Consider the following 15,331-nt stretch of genomic DNA (forward strand, 5'->3'; position numbering starts at 1 on the left):
CGCCGCCCGCCGCCCGCCTTTCAGGCCGCGTGCCGCTCCCGCCCGCGATGCGCCCGGATGATCTCCCCGTAACGGTGTCCTGAGCCCTTGATCGTGCGGGCCTGGGTCTCGTAGTCGACGTGGACCAGGCCGAAGCGCTTGTCGTAGCCGTAGGCCCACTCGAAGTTGTCCAGCAGCGACCAGGCGAAATAGCCGGCCAGCGGGGCACCCTTGCGGGCGGCGGACGCGCAGGCGGCGAGGTGCCGGGCCAGGTAGTCCTGCCGCTCGGGATCGTCGACGGTGCCGTCCGGGCGTACGGCGTCGGGGTACGCGGAGCCGTTCTCGGTGACGTACAGCTTGCGGGCGCCGTACTCGTCGGTGAGGCGGAGCAGCAGGGTCTCGATGCCGCTCGCGTCGATCTCCCAGTCCATGCCGGTGCGGGGTACGCCGAGGCGGCGTACGGAACGGGCGTACGGGGCCGGGCCGCTGGGGTCGTCGGCGACGGTGGCCGGGAAGTAGTAGTTCAGGCCGAGCCAGTCGAGCGGGGCGGCGATCGTCTCCAAGTCGCCTCCCCGTGACGGGAGTTCGACGCCGTACACCTTCCGCATGTCCTCCGGGAAGCCGCGGCCGTGGATCGGGTCGAGCCACCAGCGGTTGGTGTGGCCGTCCATACGGCGGGCGGCTTCGAGGTCCTCGGGGCGGTCGGTGGCGGGGTGCACGGTGGAGAGGTTGTTGACGATGCCGACCCGGGCGTCCGGGGCGGCGGCGCGGATGGCCTGTACGGCGAGGCCGTGGCCCAGGAGCAGGTGGTAGGAGGCGCGGACGGCGGCCGTGAGGTCGGTGAGGCCGGGGGCCATCTTGCCTTCGAGGTGGCCGATCCAGGCGGAGCACAGGGGTTCGTTGAGGGTGGCCCAGTGGCCGACCCGGTCGCCCAGCCGCTCCGCCACGACCGAGGCGTACGCGGCGAAGTGCTCGGCGGTGTCCCGCTCGGGCCAGCCGCCGCGGTCCTGGAGCGTCTGCGGCAGGTCCCAGTGGTAGAGGGTGACGGACGGGGTGATGCCCGCCTCCAGCAGGCCGTCGGTCAACTCGTCGTAGAAGGCGAGGCCCTTGGGGTTGACCGGTCCGTCGCCGCCGGGCAGTACGCGCGGCCACGCGATCGACAACCGGTAGGCGTTGGTGCCCAGTTGGCTCATCAGCGCGATGTCCTCGCGCCAGCGGTGGTAGTGGTCGCAGGCGACGTCGCCGTGGTCGTTGCCCGCGATCTTCCCGGGGGTGTGCGCGAAGGTGTCCCAGATCGACGGCGAGCGGCCGTCCTCCGCCACGGCTCCCTCGATCTGGTAAGCCGAAGTGGCCGTGCCCCACAGGAAGTCGTGCGGGAGTGCGGCGAGGTCGATGGTCACGAAAGTCCTTACGTTGTAGGTGGGTTGGTTTCGGTCACTTGACGGCGCCCGCCGTCAGTCCGGCGACGAGATAGCGCTGAAGGAGGAGGAAGCCGGCCACCACGGGCACGCTGACGACCAGCGAGGCGGCCATGATCTGGTTCCAGTACACGTCGTTGAGGGTGGAGTAGCCCTGGAGGCCGACGGCGAGGGTGCGGGTGGTGTCGTTGGTCATCACCGACGCGAACAGCACCTCGCCCCAGGCCGTCATGAAGGCGTAGACGGCGACGGCGACGATGCCGGGGATCGCCGCCGGTACGACGACCCGGAAGAGCGCCTTCAGGGGGCCGCAGCCGTCGACCAGGGCCGCCTCGTCCAGGTCGCGCGGGACCGAGTCGAAGTACCCGATGAGCATCCAGATCGAGAACGGCAGCGAGAAGGTGAGATACGTCAGGATCAGCCCGCCGCGCGAGCCGAACAGGGCGATGCCGGTGGTGTTGCCGATGTTGACGTAGATCAGGAACAGCGGGAGCAGGAAGAGGATGCCCGGGAACATCTGCGTGGACAGGACGGTGACCGTGAAGACCCGCTTGCCGCGGAAGTCGTAGCGGCTGACGGCGTACGCGGAGAACACCGCGATCACCACCGAGCAGACCGTCGCCACGCCCGCCACGATCAGCGAGTTCACGAAGTAGCGGGCGAGCGGGACCGTCGACCAGATGTCGATGTACGGGCGGATCGTCAACGCGCTCGGTGTCCAGCGGAACTTGCCGGTCACGTCGGCGAGCGGCTTCAGCGAGCTGGAGACCATGACGTACACCGGCAGCAGTACGAAGCCGCCGAGCAGGGTGAGGAAGATCCGCCGGGACCAGAGGAACGAACGCGGGGGTGCCATCGGAGAGTTACGCATGCGAGGCCTTCCGTCCGCGTGCGGTGAGGGCCAGGTACGCGCCCGTCACCAGCAGCAGGAACAGCAGCAGGAGTACGGACATGGCGGAGCCGGTGCCGAAGTTCCAGGTGACGAACGAGGCTTGGTAGATGTGGACGGAGATGAGGTCCGCGGCCTCGGGGGCGGTCCTGCCGAACAGGACGTAGGGCGTGTTGAAGTCGTTGAAGGTCCACAGGAACAGAACCAGGATCAGCACCTGGTTGACGGCGCCCAGCGACGGCAGGGTGATGCGGCGGACCTGCTGCCACATGCCGGCGCCGTCGAGGGCGGCCGCCTCGTACAACTCCCTCGGAATGTTCTGGAGTCCGGCCATGACGATGAGGAAGGCGAACGGCCAGCCCTTCCACACCGACACGGTCAGCAGGGCGATGAAGCTGTTGTCGCCGATGAGCCAGAACGACGGCTTGTCGGTGAGGTGGAGCTGGTCGTGCAGGACGTGGTTCACCAGGCCGTTGTCGTGCTGGAACATGAACACCCAGGTGATGACGGCCGCGTAGACCGGCAGGGCGTACGGCACCAGGAACAGGGCCCGCAACAGGCCGCGCCCCCGGAAGGTGTCCTGCATGAAGACCGCCGCCGCCGTGCCGATCAGCCAGCACAGGGCGACCGACAGCAGGGTGAAGGCGACGGTGACGAGGAAGGAGTGCAGCAGTGCCTCGCCGACGGGGGCGTCGAAGTCCACCGACACCTTGAAGTTGTCGAGCCCGGACCAGGGGGCCGTGCCCCAGTCGCGGATGTAGAACTGCGTGAGTTCCTTGAAGCTCATCACGATGCCCACGCCCATCGGCACCAGGTGGACCAGGAGTTCGAGGAGGAGGGCGGGCAGGAGGAGCAGATACGGCAGTCCGAGGCGGCGGACGCGGCCGGGGCGCGGGGTGCGCTTCCGGCCGGGGGGCGCCTCGGGTCCGGCCGGTCCGGCCGGTTCGGTGCGTTCCAGGGTCGCGGTCATCAGGCGGCCGGCATCTGCTGCTGGGCCTTCTCCAGCGCCGCCTTCACCGCGTCGGCGGTGACGGCACGTCCGGCGGCCGCGTCGGCGAACAGGCCCTTGACCGCCGTACCGACCGCGGTCTCGAACTGCGACTCGTCGGCGACCTGGGGCAGTGCGGCGGCGCTTCCCGCGAGGGTGTTCTTGAGGACGGCGTTGGCGGGGGTGTTGAAGGCGGAGTCGGTCTGTGCGGTCTTCACCGGTGGTATCGAGCTGTAGGCCGTGTTGAGGATCTTCTGCTCGGCGGCGCTGGTCATGAACTTCACGAACTTCGTGGCGCCGTCGAGGTTGTCGGTGTTCTTGAAGACGGCCAGGTTGATGCCCGCGACCATGGAGTTGACCTGGGCGCCGGTGCCCGGGGTGCCGGACTGCACGGGGACCGGGGCGATGCCGTAGTCGTCCTCGCTCATGCCCTGGGACTTGAGGTTGGCGGAGGCGGACTGCCACAGCAGCATCGCCGTCCTGCCCTTGGCGAAGTCGCTGACGGACTGGTTCTGCGCGTACTCGGCGTTGCCGGGCGCGATGACCTTGTCCTTGGCCATCAGGTCGACGTACTGCTTGACAGCGGCGACGACGCCGTCGTTGGTGAAGTCGGCCTTGCCGTCGGCGGTGAAGAAGTCGGCGCCGTGCTGCTGGGCGAAGACGAAGGCGTGGTGGATGTTCTCGGAGGGGTTCGAACCCTCCGCTCCCAGGCCCCAGTTGCCGTCCTTGGAGAGCTTCTTGCCGTCCGCGATCAACTCGGCCCAGGTGGCGGGCGGCCCGGAGATACCCGCGTCGGCGAAGAGCTTCTTGTTGTAGTAGAGGGCGTACGCCATCGAGTACAGCGGCACCGCGGCCGGGTCCTTGCCCTCGGCGCCGGTGGAACCGAGCGCGGAGTCGACGAAGCGGTCCTTGCCGCCGATCTTCGCGAAGTTCTGGGCGTCCCAGGGCAGTAGCGCGCCCGTGGCCTGAAGCGAGGCGCTCCAGGTGTTGCCGATGTTGAGGACGTCGGGGCCCTGCCCGGAGGTGGTCGCGGTCAGGATGCGGTTCAGCAGGTCCGACCAGGGCACGACCTCCAGCTTCACCTCGATGCCGGTCTGCTTCTCGAACTTGTCGAGTTCCGGCTGGAGGACCTTCTTGTCGATCTCGATGCTCGCCCCCTGGTTGGAGGCCCAGTAAGTGAGCGTCTTCGGCGAGTCGTTGGACCCGCCCCCCGTCGACGAACCGCCTCCGCAGGCCGAGGCGGCCAGGACGAGAGACAGGGTGACGGCGCCTACGGCCGCGGCTCGGATGCTGCGCATGGCTCCTGGTGTCCCTTCAGGGAATGCACTCACGGCTTAATTTAGGACGTGAGTTAAATGCCGTGGGTTCGGGACGTCAAGGGGTTGAGCGGCGCGAGTTCGACGAGGAAGTACGCGCCGGGGCCGGGCCGTTCACTTCCTGAAGGGGAAGCGCGGGTGGCTGCCCCGCGCGAGGGCGGCCCCTCCCGCGTACGAGAGGGGCCACCCCGGTGGCCCGCTACCGCTGGGCCGGTGTCACGGTCGCCGGCGCCGGGGCGTACCCCGTCGGCCGGGCCGTGAACGTGCCGCGGCCCTGGGTCCGGCTGCGCAACCGGGTCGCGTAGCCGAAGAGTTCGGCCAGCGGCACGGTGGCGGTGAGGACCGCCGAGCCGCCCCGCGAGACCGAACCGGTGACCCTGCCGCGCCGGCTCGCCAGGTCGCCGAGCACTCCCCCGACGGCGGCGTCGGGCACGGTGACCGTGACCTCGGCCACCGGCTCCAGCAGGACGGCCGCGCAGGAGCGCAGGGCCTCACGCAGCCCGAGCCGGCCCGCCGTGCGGAACGCCGTGTCGGAGGAGTCCTTCACATGGGTCGCCCCGTCGGTGAGGGTGACCCGCAGCCCGGTCACGGGGTGACCGGCGAGGGGCCCCTCCGCCAGGGCGTCCCGGCAGCCCGCCTCGACGGCCCGGACGTACTCCTGCGGCACCCGTCCGCCGACGACGGCCGAGCGGAACTCGAACCCGGCGTCGACGTCCAGCGGCTCCACGTCGAGGACGACATGCGCGAACTGCCCTGCCCCGCCGTCCTGTTTGACGTGCCGGAACACATGTCCGGACACGCCGCGCACGACGGTCTCGCGGTGCGCGACCCTCGGCCGCCCGGCGTTGACGTCCAGCGCCCGGTCCCGCCGCACCTTCTCCAGCGCGACCTCCAGATGCAGTTCGCCCATGCCGGACAGCACGGTCTGCCCGGTCTCCGGGTCGGTCCGCACCACCAGCGACGGATCCTCCTCGGCCAGCCTCGCGAGCGCCGACGCCAGCCGGTCGGTGTCGGTGGACCTGACGGTCTCGACCGCCACGGAGACGACCGGTTCGGCGACGCTGGGCGGCTCCAGGACGAGCGGGGCGTCCGGCGCGCACAGCGTCGAACCGGCGCGGGCCGACTTCAGCCCGACGACCGCGACGATGTCGCCGGCGAGCGCCCGGTCGACCTGGGCGTGCCGGTCGGCCTGCACCCGCAGGATCCGGCCGACCCGCTCGGTACGCCGCGCTCCCGCGTCCATGACCGTGTCTCCCTTCCCGATCGTTCCGGAGTACACCCGGAGGTAGGTCAGCCGCCCCGTCGGGGTGGCGTTCACCTTGAACACCAGCGCCGCGAAGGGCGCCGCCGGGTCGGCGGGCCGCTCCTGCGGGGTGTCGCCGAGGGTGCCGCGCACGGGCGGCACGTCCAGCGGCGACGGCAGATACGCCACGACCGCGTCCAGCAGCGGCTCGACCCCGCGGTTGCGGTAGGCCGAACCGCACAGCACGACCACGGCCTCGCCGGTGCGGGTGAGGTCACGGAGGGCGGCGACGAGGGTCTGGTCGCTGAGGACGGACTCCATGCAGAACTCCTCCAGCGCCCCCGGATGCAGCTGAGCCACTGCCTCCTCCAGTGACCGGCGCCTCCGCAGCGCCTCCTCGCGCACCTCACCGCGCACCTCTCCGACGGCCATCTCGCCGCCGTCGGTCCAGGTCAGGGCCCGCATGCGCACCAGGTCCACAACCCCGCGGAAGCCGTCCTCCGTGCCGATGGGCAGCTGCACGACCAGGGGCGCCGGATGCAGGCGCTCCCGGATGGAGGCGACGGCGGTGTCGAGGTCGGCGCCCGCGCGGTCCAGCTTGTTGACGAAGGCGATCCTCGGTACGCCGTAACGGTCCGCCTGCCGCCAGACCGACTCGCTCTGCGGTTCCACGCCCGCGACGGCGTCGAACACCGCGACCGCCCCGTCGAGCACCCGCAGCGCCCGCTCCACCTCGTCGGCGAAGTCGACGTGCCCGGGGGTGTCGATCAGGTTGATCCGGTGACCGTCCCAGGCGCAGCTGACGGCCGCCGCGAAGATGGTGATGCCGCGGTCGCGTTCCTGCGGGTCGAAGTCGGTGATGGTGGTGCCGTCGTGGACCTCGCCGCGCCGGTGGGTGGTGCCGGTGGCGTAGAGGATCCGCTCGGTGACGGTGGTCTTGCCGGCGTCGACATGGGCGAGGATGCCCAGGTTGCGGATGACGGAGAGGGCGTTGAGGTTGGTGCGCACGGCCCGTGGCCTTTCGGATGGTGTGTGACAGGGCGGCGCGATTCCCGGACGGAAGGACGCTGAGCATCGAGCTGACGGCACGTCAAAGTGCTGGTGTGTCAGTGGTGTTGGTGGTCAGCCCTGGGTCCGGGGCATCCGGTACCGGCCGCGCAGCGGGTACCGGACGGAGGAGGACACGAGGATCACGTCGTACGACGACGGGGGAACGACGACAGCGGCGCGGTCACGCACGGCCGGTCTCCCCTCACTCGTCGGTCCTCATGGTCACGCGCACCGTTGCGAGGTGTGCGTCGCGTGGCGAGTGTAGGGAGCCTGGCGGGGACGGGTCACGTGATTTACGCGCGGGTCGGAATCTATGCGCGGCTCAGACCGCCGTCAGCTCCCGTGCGGTGAGTGTCGTAGGGCCGGTGGGGAGGGTGAAGGTGAAGGACAGTTCGTCGAGGACCGTGTCGAGCAGCTTGGTCATGGCCTCGTGGTCGGGCGCGGTGCCGCACAGGTAGTCCAGGTAGCGGGTGCCGACGCTCGCCTCCAGTTCGCGGCCGGCCCGTATCCGGGGGCGGTAGGCGGTGATTCCCGGCGTACGGCGGACCGTGGCCGCGCCGTGGATCTTCTCCAGGCGGAAGGCCTCGACCGGGGTCAGGGTGCAGTGCTGGAACGTCACGCCGTCGAGGGCGAGTTCGGGCATCACGATGTGTTCGCCTAGGGCCAGGCGCCCGGCGATCCCGATGAGGTCGACGCCCGTGGCGGTGCGGCAGAGTTGGTCGATCATGCCGCCGAGACGGCCGTTGACCTCGATCACCTCGGGGCCCTGTGCGGTGAGTTTGACCTCGGTGTGCAGGACGCCGGTACGGATGCCGAGGGCGGTGACCGCCCGCGTGGTGAGGTCGAGGACCGCCTCCTTGCCGCCGGGGTCGAGCGGCGCGGGCCAGAACTGGCCGACCTCGCGGAAGGGTGGCGGCTGCCGGAACTTGCCGGTGACGGCGAGATGGGAGACCGTCCCGTGGCTGACGACGCTCTCCACCGAGACGTAGTCGGCGAACGGGTCCTGCTCCACGCCGGTCAGGAACGTCTCCAGGACGAGCGCGGCCTCGGCAGGCCCTTCCCCGGCCGCCCTCGCGCCGCCCAGCAGTTCCTCGACGAGCAGACGTGCCGCTTCCGCGCCCTCGGCCGTGTCCTCGATCTTGTAGGTGTTGCGGCTTCCCTCGCCGTGGACGGGTTTGAGGACCGCGGGCAGCCCGATCCGCGTGAGCGCCTCCGGCCAGTCCGAGGGGCTCCGCAGCAGCGCGTTCCTGGCCGTGCCGACGCCCTGCTCGGAGAGGCGCTCGCGCTGGAGGTACTTGTCGGTGAGCAGGTGCGCGCAGGCGACGGAGTGGTAGGGCAGTCCGAGTTCTTCCGCGATCTCCGCCGTCGTACTGACGACCCGGTCGCTGAAGGTCACGACGGCGTCGGGTGCCAGGGCCCGCAGCCGAGCCAGGCTGTCCGGTTCGCCGAGCATCACCACGTCGGCGAGTTCCCGCAGATGAGGCAGGAGGGGCAGGCTGAAGGAGGAGGGGTGGACCGCGAACGTCACCTCGGCGAGCGGCCGCAGTCCGGCCACGATCTCGACGGGCGCCGCCGCGCTGAGGTCGTAGACGACGATGATGCGAGGCCTGTTCGTCATCCGGCCCTGCTTCCCACGACATCGGCGCCGGCATCGGCATCGGCGGTGGCGACCGCGTCGGCCGCCAGCGCCTCGACCTCCTCGGCGTAGAAGCACACGGCGGACTCCTCGTAGATCAGTTGCAGCGGGACGGGGTGGCCGAGCCGCCGGCTGAGCAGTCGGGTCGCCGTGACGGCCGTGAGGGAGTCGCCTCCCTCGTCGAAGAAGTCGTCCTCCCGGCCGAACGCCGCGCCCTGGAGCACCTCTTGCCACACCTCGGCGACCGCCTTTTCCCACGCGCCCACCGGCGGGTCGGCCACCGGTGCGGGCGTGACCGGCGGGGCGGTGACGGTCGCGGCCCGGGTCCTCGCCCGTTCCGTGAGGGCGGTGTGGTCGAGCTTGCCGTTCGCGGTCAGGGGCAGGGCGTCGACGGGGTCGAGGGTGGCCGGGACCATGTAGGAGGGCAGGGTCGTGCGCAGCCGTGCCCGCAGTGCGTCCGCGTCCGGGACGGCACCTTCGGCGGGCACGAAGAATCCGGCGAGTTCGGTACGCCCGTCGTGGGTCACCGCGATGACCGCCGCCTGTGCGACGCCGGGTGTGCGGAGCAGGGTGTCGCGCACCTCGTCCGGCTCCACCCGATTGCCCCTGACCTTGACCTGGGAGTCGCGGCGGCCGATGAACTCCAGGGCGCCGTCGGCGTGTTCGCGGACCAGGTCGCCGGAGCGGTAGAGGCGGCGGGAGCCGGTGGGGTCGAGCGGGTCGGTGACGAAGCGCTCGGCGGTCAGCTCGGGGCGGCCCAGATACTCGCGGGCCAGTCCGGCGCCGCCGATGTACAACTCCCCCACCTCGCCTCGGAGTACGGGCCGGCCCGTCTCGTCGAGGACGCGCAGTTCGGTGTCGTCGACCGGGCCGCCGATCAGCACGAGGTCCGGTGCCGGATCGCGCGGGCATTCCCAGGCCGTGCTGTAGATGGCGCATTCGCTGGGGCCGTAGAGGTTGTGCAGGGTCGCCGGGGTCCTGGCGTGGAAGCGCCGGACCAGTTCGGGCGAGAGCGCCTCGCCGCCGGCCAGCAGGAGCCTGAGCCCGGGGTAACGCTCGTCCTCGGGGCGGGAGTTGAGGAACAGGTCGAGGAGCGAGGGCACGAAGTGCAGGGTGGTGATCCCGCGGTGCAGGACGGCGTGCGCCAGATAGTCGGGGTCGCGCTGTCCGCCGGGGGCCGCGACCACGAGCTGGGCGCCCGCCGACAGGGGCCAGTACAGCTCGGCGACGGAGACGTCGAACCCGCACGCCGTCTTGTAGAGCACCCGGTCGTCGGGGGTCAGGCCGTAGGCCCGCTGGAGCCACTTGAGGCGGCTGACCAGGGCGCCGTGCGGGACGAGGGAGGCCTTGGGGCGTCCGGTCGTGCCGGAGGTGTAGATGGCGTAGGCGGGGGTGTCGGCGGTGTGCCGGGCGGGGGGTGGGCCGCTCAAGTCGCCTGACGGCTGGGCGAGTTCGTCGGCTGCCTCGATCTCCTCGACGAGGAGCACGGGACACGGCACCTCCCCGACCCGGGCGCGTTGCGCGGCGGAGGTGATGACAACCGCGGGCGCGCTGTCCTCCAGCAGGAACCGGACCCGGTCGTCCGGGTCGGCCGGGTCGACCGCCAGCTGGGTGCCGCCCGCGAAGACGACGGCCAGCTGGGCGACGACGAGTTCGGCGGACCGGTCGAGGAGGATCGCGGCGCGCCGCTCGGGGCCGACGCCGTGGCGGGTCAGCACCTCGGCGAGGCCCCGCACCCGGTCGTGCAGGGCGGAGTAGGTCAGGGTGACCTGGCCCGATTCGACGGCGACACGGTCGCCCGCTGCCTGCCAGGCCTGGCGCAGCAGGGCGTCCACGGTCCGGGCCGCCGGGTCGACGGCGGTGTGAGTCATGGGTGGGCGCTCCTTGTGACGCTCAGGGTGAATTCGGCCATCTCGGCGGCCAGCGCCTGCGGGGAGTCGTCGAGCAGGAAGTGGCCGCCAGGTATCCGCGCCACCCGGGTCGTGGACGTGGTGTGTGTCCCCCACGCCCGCATGTCCCCCGCCCCGAGGAGCGGGTCGTCGACGCCGTGCAGGGCGAGGATCGGCAGGTCCGTCCCGGCCCGGGCCGGCCGGCGGTATCCGTCGACGAGCCGCTGGTCGGCCGTCACCGCGGGCAGCAGCAGCTTCAACGCCTCGGGGGAGGCCACGAGTTCGGGCCGGATGCCGCCGAGGGCGACCAGTTCCTTGACCGTGGCCTCGTCGTCCTCCGGCGCTCCGGCCACCGCGATGTGCGGGGCGCTGCGCGAGGAGACGACGATGCCCGCGGCACGTCCCGCGCCCGCCAGGCGGGTTGCGGTCTCGAAGGCCAGGACGGAGCCCGCGCAGGCGCCGAACCAGAAGGCCGGGCAGGTGCCGTCGTCCGTCGCGAGGACCGTGTCCGCGACGGTGGTCACCGCCTCGTCGAGGTCGGTCAGCGGCCGCTCGCGCAGTCGGCTCTCCCGGCCCGGCAGCCGGAGGGCGACGATCTCCATCCACTCCGGTGCCGCGGCGGCCAGCCCCCGCACCGCGAGCGCTCCGGCGCCGGCGTGCGGGAAGACGTAGATCCGGGCAGCCGGGCCGCTGCGCGGTGCCCAGGTCCTGATGAGCGTGTTCCTCGGCGAGCGGGCGCGGGTCACGCGGGCGCCGGTGCCGGTGGGCCCCATGGTCATGGTCACGCCCCGAACCAGAAGTCGCGGCGCCGTCCGGAGCCGTTGACGGACAGCACCCGCTTGCGGTGGCACTGCTGCCACCTGGACTCCATGGATCCCGGACCGGCGTCGTTCCAGCCGGTCCAGTGGTCCGCGCCGGGCAGGTTCACCAGGGGGTCGTTGACGAAGACCATCGCGGCCTGGAGCTCCTCGGCCACGGCTCGTGCCCGCACCGGATCGGCGGTGAACACGGAGGCCGACAGCGACTGGCGGGAGGAGTTGGCGTGGCGTACGGCGGCGTCCGTGTCCGGTACGGCGAGGACCGGGACGACATTGCCGAAGGTCTCCTGGGTGACGAGTTCGGCGGTGCCGTCGTGGAGTTCGACGAGGGCGGGGGTGAGCCAGTTGCCGCCCGGGTGCGCGGTGGCCGGCTCCTGGCCGCCGGTCACCAGCCGGCTTCCGGCGGCGAGGGCGTCGGCCGTGCGCCGGCGGGTCAGTTCGAGGAACGGGCGGCGGATGTACGGCCCGTAGTCGACGCCTGCGGTGAGGCCCTCCAGGACGGCGGCGAGGCGGTCGGTGAGTTCGGCGGCCACGGTCGCGTCGGCGTAGACCCGCTTGACGGCCGCGCAGTCCTGCCCGGAGTGGTAGGCGGCGCCCCACGCGATGGCGGCGGCGGTGAGGCCGAGGTCGGCGTCGGGCAGCACGAGGGCCGCGCTGTTGCCGCCCAACTCGTGGTGCACGGGCGTCAGTCCGGCCCGCGCGACGACGTCCCGTCCGGTGTTCCGGGAGCCGACGAAGAACAGCTTGTCGACGTTCGAGCGGACCAGGGACCGCCCGGTGTCGCCGTCGCCGGGGACCAACTGGACCAGGTCCTCGGGGAGTCCGGCCGCCGCCACGAGCTCGACGATCAGCCGTCCGCACAAGGTGGCGTACTCGGACGGCTTGAGCACGGCCGCGTTGCCCGCGAGGAGGCAGGGAATGAGGCAGGTCATCGGCGTGTAGAAGGGGAAGTTCCACGGCATGATCAGCCCGATCACGCCCACCGGCCGCCCCTCGTACGTCACTTCGGTGTCGGGGAAGACCTCGGGTGACACGGGGATGGGCTCGGGGCGCGAGGCCTCCTGGCAGGCGAGGTAGTGGTCCACGGCGTCGATCACATCGGCGACCTCGGCCTCGGCGTCCGCCGGTACCTTCCCGGTCTCCAGGGTGATCAGCGCGGCGATCTCCGCGGCGCGCTCGGACAGCACGGCGCCGAGCGCCTTGATCAGGTGCGCCCTGGCCGCCTTGTCGCGGGCCCACGGGACCTGCGCGCGCGACGCCCGTACGACGGCCCGCTCGACGTCGGCGGGGCTCGTACCGGCGAACTCCTCCAGCACTTCTCCGGTGCCGGGGTTCAGTGAACTGATCTGCATGGGGCCACTTTTCTGTCGGGAGGCCGTCGGGGTCGCGCCCGCTCGTCAGCGGGCCGGGAGCGCGGCCGGGTCCAGGTAGCGTCGGAGGAGCCGGGCCACGCCGTCCTCGGCGCAGGGCGGGATGAGGAGGTCGGCCACCGAGGTGACCTCGTCGGGTGCGTCGGTGGTGGCCGCGCCCACGGCGGCCCAGGTGATCATGCCGATGTCGTTCCAGCTGTCGCCGACGCAGAGGGTGTCGCCGGGGTCGATGCCGAGGCGCCGGCGGAGCAGTTCGAGGGTGCCGGCCTTGGTGACGCCGGCCGCCTGGAGGTCGGCCCAGGTGCGGCCGCGGAGCTGGTAGACGAGACGGTCGTAGGCGTCCGTGCGGCCGAGCTCCGCCTCGAAGAGTTCAGGGCTGCCCGTCAGGGAGCTGAGGATCCACCGGGTGCAGTCGAGGTCCGCCAGCTCGGCCCAGTCGACGACCTTCTGGGGTCCGTCGAGCTCTCCCTCGGGCAGCAACGCGGTGGTGAGGTAGGTGCCGGAGGCGTGCTCGGCGACCAGGACGAGGTCCGGCAGCCGGTCGCGCAGCGCGGTCACCGGTGCCTCGATGCCGACGGTGCGCAGCAGGACGGGTTCCGGCTCGCCGGCCGCGCGCACCTCGGCGCCGTTGCCGCACACCACCCACTGCCAGCTCAGCTCGGGGTGGTCGTCGAGGACCTTGGCGGTGCGGGCCCAGGAGCGCCCGGTGGCGAGGACGATCACCCAGCCCCGCCCGGCCGCCTCGCGCAGGGTGTCGAGGACGGCGTCGGTGACGTGCCCGTCCCGGTCGACGATGGTGCCGTCGAGGTCGGTCGCGATGAACCGCGGGGTCCAGGAACCCGCGCCGGTCTCGGTGGGTGCCGTCATCGGGCGCTCTCCAGTTCCCGGGCCGCCAGGGCGGCGGCGTACCAGTCGGGGTGCAGGGAGTCGAGGAACTCCGCCAGGAGGCGGACCGTGCCGAGTTCGAAGAGTTCCTCGACGTCCACCTCCCGGTCCGTCCAGGACTCGAAGTGGGCGAGCAGCTGGACCACGGTCACGGAGTCCCCGCCGAGCAGGAAGTGGTCGTCGTGCGGGCCCAGTTTCTCCACGGGGCAGCCGATGAGCCGGGCCAGCAGCGCGGCCAGCAGCCGCTCCGGCTCCGACAGGGGCTCCTCGTGCACGACGGGAGCGGGCAGCGCGGCCTCGTCGACGGCTCCCTGTGCGGTGCGCGGGATGCGGTCCAGGCCGGCGAAGGCCGCCGGAACCATGTACGGCGGAAGCCGCTCGCGCAGGAACCCCGCCAGTTCCGGCTCCCACGGGGCGCCTCCGGCGTCCTGGGCCAGGACGACGTACGCCGTGAGCACGGGTGCTCCTTCGGCGGACGGGCGCAGGAGTACGACGGCCTCGGCGCAGGCCGGCCAGGCGCGCAGGGCCTGTTCGACCTCGGCCGGGTCGAGGTCGAATCCTCGGACGTTCAGGGTGCGTTCGGGCATCACGTCTCCACGGGGGTGTTTGCGGTCCGGTCCGCGGGGGTGGTCGCGGTCCGGGCGATGAAGTCGACCCACTCCTCCGGCGGCGCGTAGGGCCGCATGAAGCCGGCGGCGCGTACGTCGCGGTACATCCGGGCCAGTTCGTGGCCGGCGGTGAAGGAGCGGCCGCCGCAGATCTGCATGGCGCGGTCCACGACGGCTATGGCCTCCCGCTCGGTGACGAGGGAGGCCAGGACGCAGGCCTCCAGGAGCCGGCTGCCCTCGTCGGCGGCGAGGGAGCGGGGTGCGCGGTCGGCGAGGCCGGTGTGCAGTTCGCCCAGGGCCGTGTGCAGGGTGCCGCGCAGCGCGGCGAGGGACAGGCGCAGTTCGGCGACCAGGTTCTGGAGTCCGGCGGAGGGGTTCTTGACGCTCGCGTAGCGGCGCAGGGCCGCCGCGGCGGCGCCCTCGGCGATGCCCAGGTAGATGCCGGCCAGGGGGGCGGAGGACGCGGCGCGTCCCTCGAAGGCCGCGGTGTCGCGGGCGCCCCAGGGTCCGCGCACCCGGATCGCGTCGGCGGCGAGGGGGACCTGGTCGAGGACGACCCGGCCGCTTCCCGAGCCGCGCAGTCCCAGGCCGTCCCAGTCGTCGAGGACGGAGACGCCGGGCGAGTCCACCGGGATCATGGCGCTGCCGAGCAGCGGTCCGTCCTCGGTGAGCACCTTCATCCGGGTGTAAAGGTGGGTGGCGACCGGGGAGAGGGAGACCATCGCCTTGCGGCCGGTGACGCGCCAGCCGGTGGCGTCGGCGGTGGCCTCGGTCTCCACCTGCCAGGCGGGCAGGCCCGGTTCGGCGACGGTGGAGGCGACGACCATGCCGTCCCGGCCCATGGCCGCGAGCCAGCGGGCCTCCGGGAGGCCGGGCAGTTCGTCCGCCGGCGCGCAGTGGACGGTGCGCGCGTAGTACCAGGACAGCGCGAGGTGCATGGAGACGGCGGTGGCGAGGGAGGCGTCGTGGGCGGCGATCCGGCTGACCAGGAGGGTGAGGTCGTGCAGGGAGTACAGGCCGTGGCCGCCGTCCGCCACCGGGGCGCAGGCGCCGAGCACGCCCAGTTCCTTGAGGCGTTCGACGCTCGCGGCGGCGAACGTGCCGTGCGCGTCGTGTTCCTGCGCCCGTCGGGCGAGGAACTCCCCCTCGCGGTCGACCGCCGCGCACAGGGCCGTCCCGGCGTCGGTGGCGGGCCGCAGTCGTTCGATGATCGAGTTCACCGGTCGTCTCTTCCCAGGAGTG

General features: G+C 71.9%; 12 protein-coding genes. All 12 read right to left on the reverse strand.

From position 1 onward, the window contains the following. Positions 1–20: 20 nt before the first annotated feature. The 12 genes from ABZ928_RS08415 to ABZ928_RS08470 all read right to left on the reverse strand — a co-directional run bounded on the left by ABZ928_RS08415 (position 21) and on the right by ABZ928_RS08470 (position 15,309). A complete protein-coding gene (locus tag ABZ928_RS08415; protein WP_361516041.1) occupies positions 21–1,379 on the reverse strand; it encodes a GH1 family beta-glucosidase in 1,359 nt (452 codons plus the stop codon). Between the two features lie 34 nt (positions 1,380–1,413). Further along, on the reverse strand, positions 1,414–2,253 hold the full coding sequence (locus ABZ928_RS08420; RefSeq protein ID WP_361516170.1) for a carbohydrate ABC transporter permease: 840 nt from the start codon (positions 2,251–2,253) through the stop codon (positions 1,414–1,416). 7 nt (positions 2,254–2,260) lie between these two features. Further along, the gene (locus ABZ928_RS08425) at positions 2,261–3,256 is read right to left on the reverse strand and encodes a sugar ABC transporter permease (RefSeq protein ID WP_361516043.1); all 996 of its coding nucleotides are present in this window, start codon (positions 3,254–3,256) and stop codon (positions 2,261–2,263) included. Beyond that, positions 3,256–4,572 carry a sugar ABC transporter substrate-binding protein gene (locus ABZ928_RS08430; RefSeq protein WP_361516045.1) on the reverse strand — a complete coding sequence of 439 codons (1,317 nt, stop codon included), beginning with the start codon at positions 4,570–4,572 and terminating at the stop codon, positions 3,256–3,258. Before ABZ928_RS08430 ends, ABZ928_RS08425 begins: the two co-directional genes overlap by 1 nt. A gap of 217 nt (positions 4,573–4,789) precedes the next feature. Beyond that, complete coding sequence (gene fusA / locus ABZ928_RS08435) at positions 4,790–6,841, reverse strand: elongation factor G (RefSeq protein WP_361516047.1); 2,052 nt, start codon at positions 6,839–6,841, stop codon at positions 4,790–4,792. Between the two features lie 364 nt (positions 6,842–7,205). Next, positions 7,206–8,501 carry an ATP-grasp domain-containing protein gene (locus ABZ928_RS08440; RefSeq protein ID WP_361516049.1) on the reverse strand — a complete coding sequence of 432 codons (1,296 nt, stop codon included), beginning with the start codon at positions 8,499–8,501 and terminating at the stop codon, positions 7,206–7,208. Next, on the reverse strand, positions 8,498–10,390 hold the full coding sequence (locus ABZ928_RS08445; protein ID WP_361516051.1) for a non-ribosomal peptide synthetase: 1,893 nt from the start codon (positions 10,388–10,390) through the stop codon (positions 8,498–8,500). The genes ABZ928_RS08440 and ABZ928_RS08445 overlap by 4 nt, the downstream gene beginning before the upstream one ends. After that, positions 10,387–11,187, reverse strand: coding sequence for a thioesterase domain-containing protein (locus ABZ928_RS08450; RefSeq protein WP_361516172.1), 801 nt, complete (start codon positions 11,185–11,187; stop codon positions 10,387–10,389). The genes ABZ928_RS08445 and ABZ928_RS08450 overlap by 4 nt, the downstream gene beginning before the upstream one ends. 2 nt (positions 11,188–11,189) lie before the next feature. Next, positions 11,190–12,578, reverse strand: coding sequence for an aldehyde dehydrogenase family protein (locus ABZ928_RS08455; RefSeq protein ID WP_361516053.1), 1,389 nt, complete (start codon positions 12,576–12,578; stop codon positions 11,190–11,192). 45 nt (positions 12,579–12,623) lie between these two features. Next, positions 12,624–13,463, reverse strand: a complete 840-nt coding sequence (locus tag ABZ928_RS08460; RefSeq protein WP_361516055.1) for an HAD family hydrolase — start codon at positions 13,461–13,463, stop codon at positions 12,624–12,626. Further along, positions 13,460–14,068 carry a non-ribosomal peptide synthetase gene (locus tag ABZ928_RS08465; protein ID WP_361516057.1) on the reverse strand — a complete coding sequence of 203 codons (609 nt, stop codon included), beginning with the start codon at positions 14,066–14,068 and terminating at the stop codon, positions 13,460–13,462. Before ABZ928_RS08465 ends, ABZ928_RS08460 begins: the two co-directional genes overlap by 4 nt. After that, a complete protein-coding gene (locus ABZ928_RS08470) occupies positions 14,068–15,309 on the reverse strand; it encodes an acyl-CoA dehydrogenase family protein (RefSeq protein ID WP_361516059.1) in 1,242 nt (413 codons plus the stop codon). Before ABZ928_RS08470 ends, ABZ928_RS08465 begins: the two co-directional genes overlap by 1 nt. Between the last annotated feature and the right edge of the window lie 22 nt (positions 15,310–15,331).

Source organism: Streptomyces sp. NPDC046909, from assembly GCF_040644695.1.
Lineage (GTDB): Bacteria > Actinomycetota > Actinomycetes > Streptomycetales > Streptomycetaceae > Streptomyces.

Bases quoted from the DNA above. Each gene is read 5' to 3' on its own strand.
- ABZ928_RS08440 (WP_361516049.1), bottom strand. From the start codon at position 8,501: ATGACGAACAGGCCTCGCATCATCGTCGTCTACGACCTCAGCGCGGCG.
- ABZ928_RS08465 (WP_361516057.1), bottom strand. From the start codon at position 14,068: ATGCCCGAACGCACCCTGAACGTCCGAGGATTCGACCTCGACCCGGCC.
- ABZ928_RS08420 (WP_361516170.1), bottom strand. From the start codon at position 2,253: ATGGCACCCCCGCGTTCGTTCCTCTGGTCCCGGCGGATCTTCCTCACC.
- ABZ928_RS08450 (WP_361516172.1), bottom strand. From the start codon at position 11,187: ATGACCATGGGGCCCACCGGCACCGGCGCCCGCGTGACCCGCGCCCGC.
- ABZ928_RS08455 (WP_361516053.1), bottom strand. From the start codon at position 12,578: ATGCAGATCAGTTCACTGAACCCCGGCACCGGAGAAGTGCTGGAGGAG.
- ABZ928_RS08425 (WP_361516043.1), bottom strand. From the start codon at position 3,256: ATGACCGCGACCCTGGAACGCACCGAACCGGCCGGACCGGCCGGACCC.
- ABZ928_RS08445 (WP_361516051.1), bottom strand. From the start codon at position 10,390: ATGACTCACACCGCCGTCGACCCGGCGGCCCGGACCGTGGACGCCCTG.
- ABZ928_RS08430 (WP_361516045.1), bottom strand. From the start codon at position 4,572: ATGCGCAGCATCCGAGCCGCGGCCGTAGGCGCCGTCACCCTGTCTCTC.
- ABZ928_RS08460 (WP_361516055.1), bottom strand. From the start codon at position 13,463: ATGACGGCACCCACCGAGACCGGCGCGGGTTCCTGGACCCCGCGGTTC.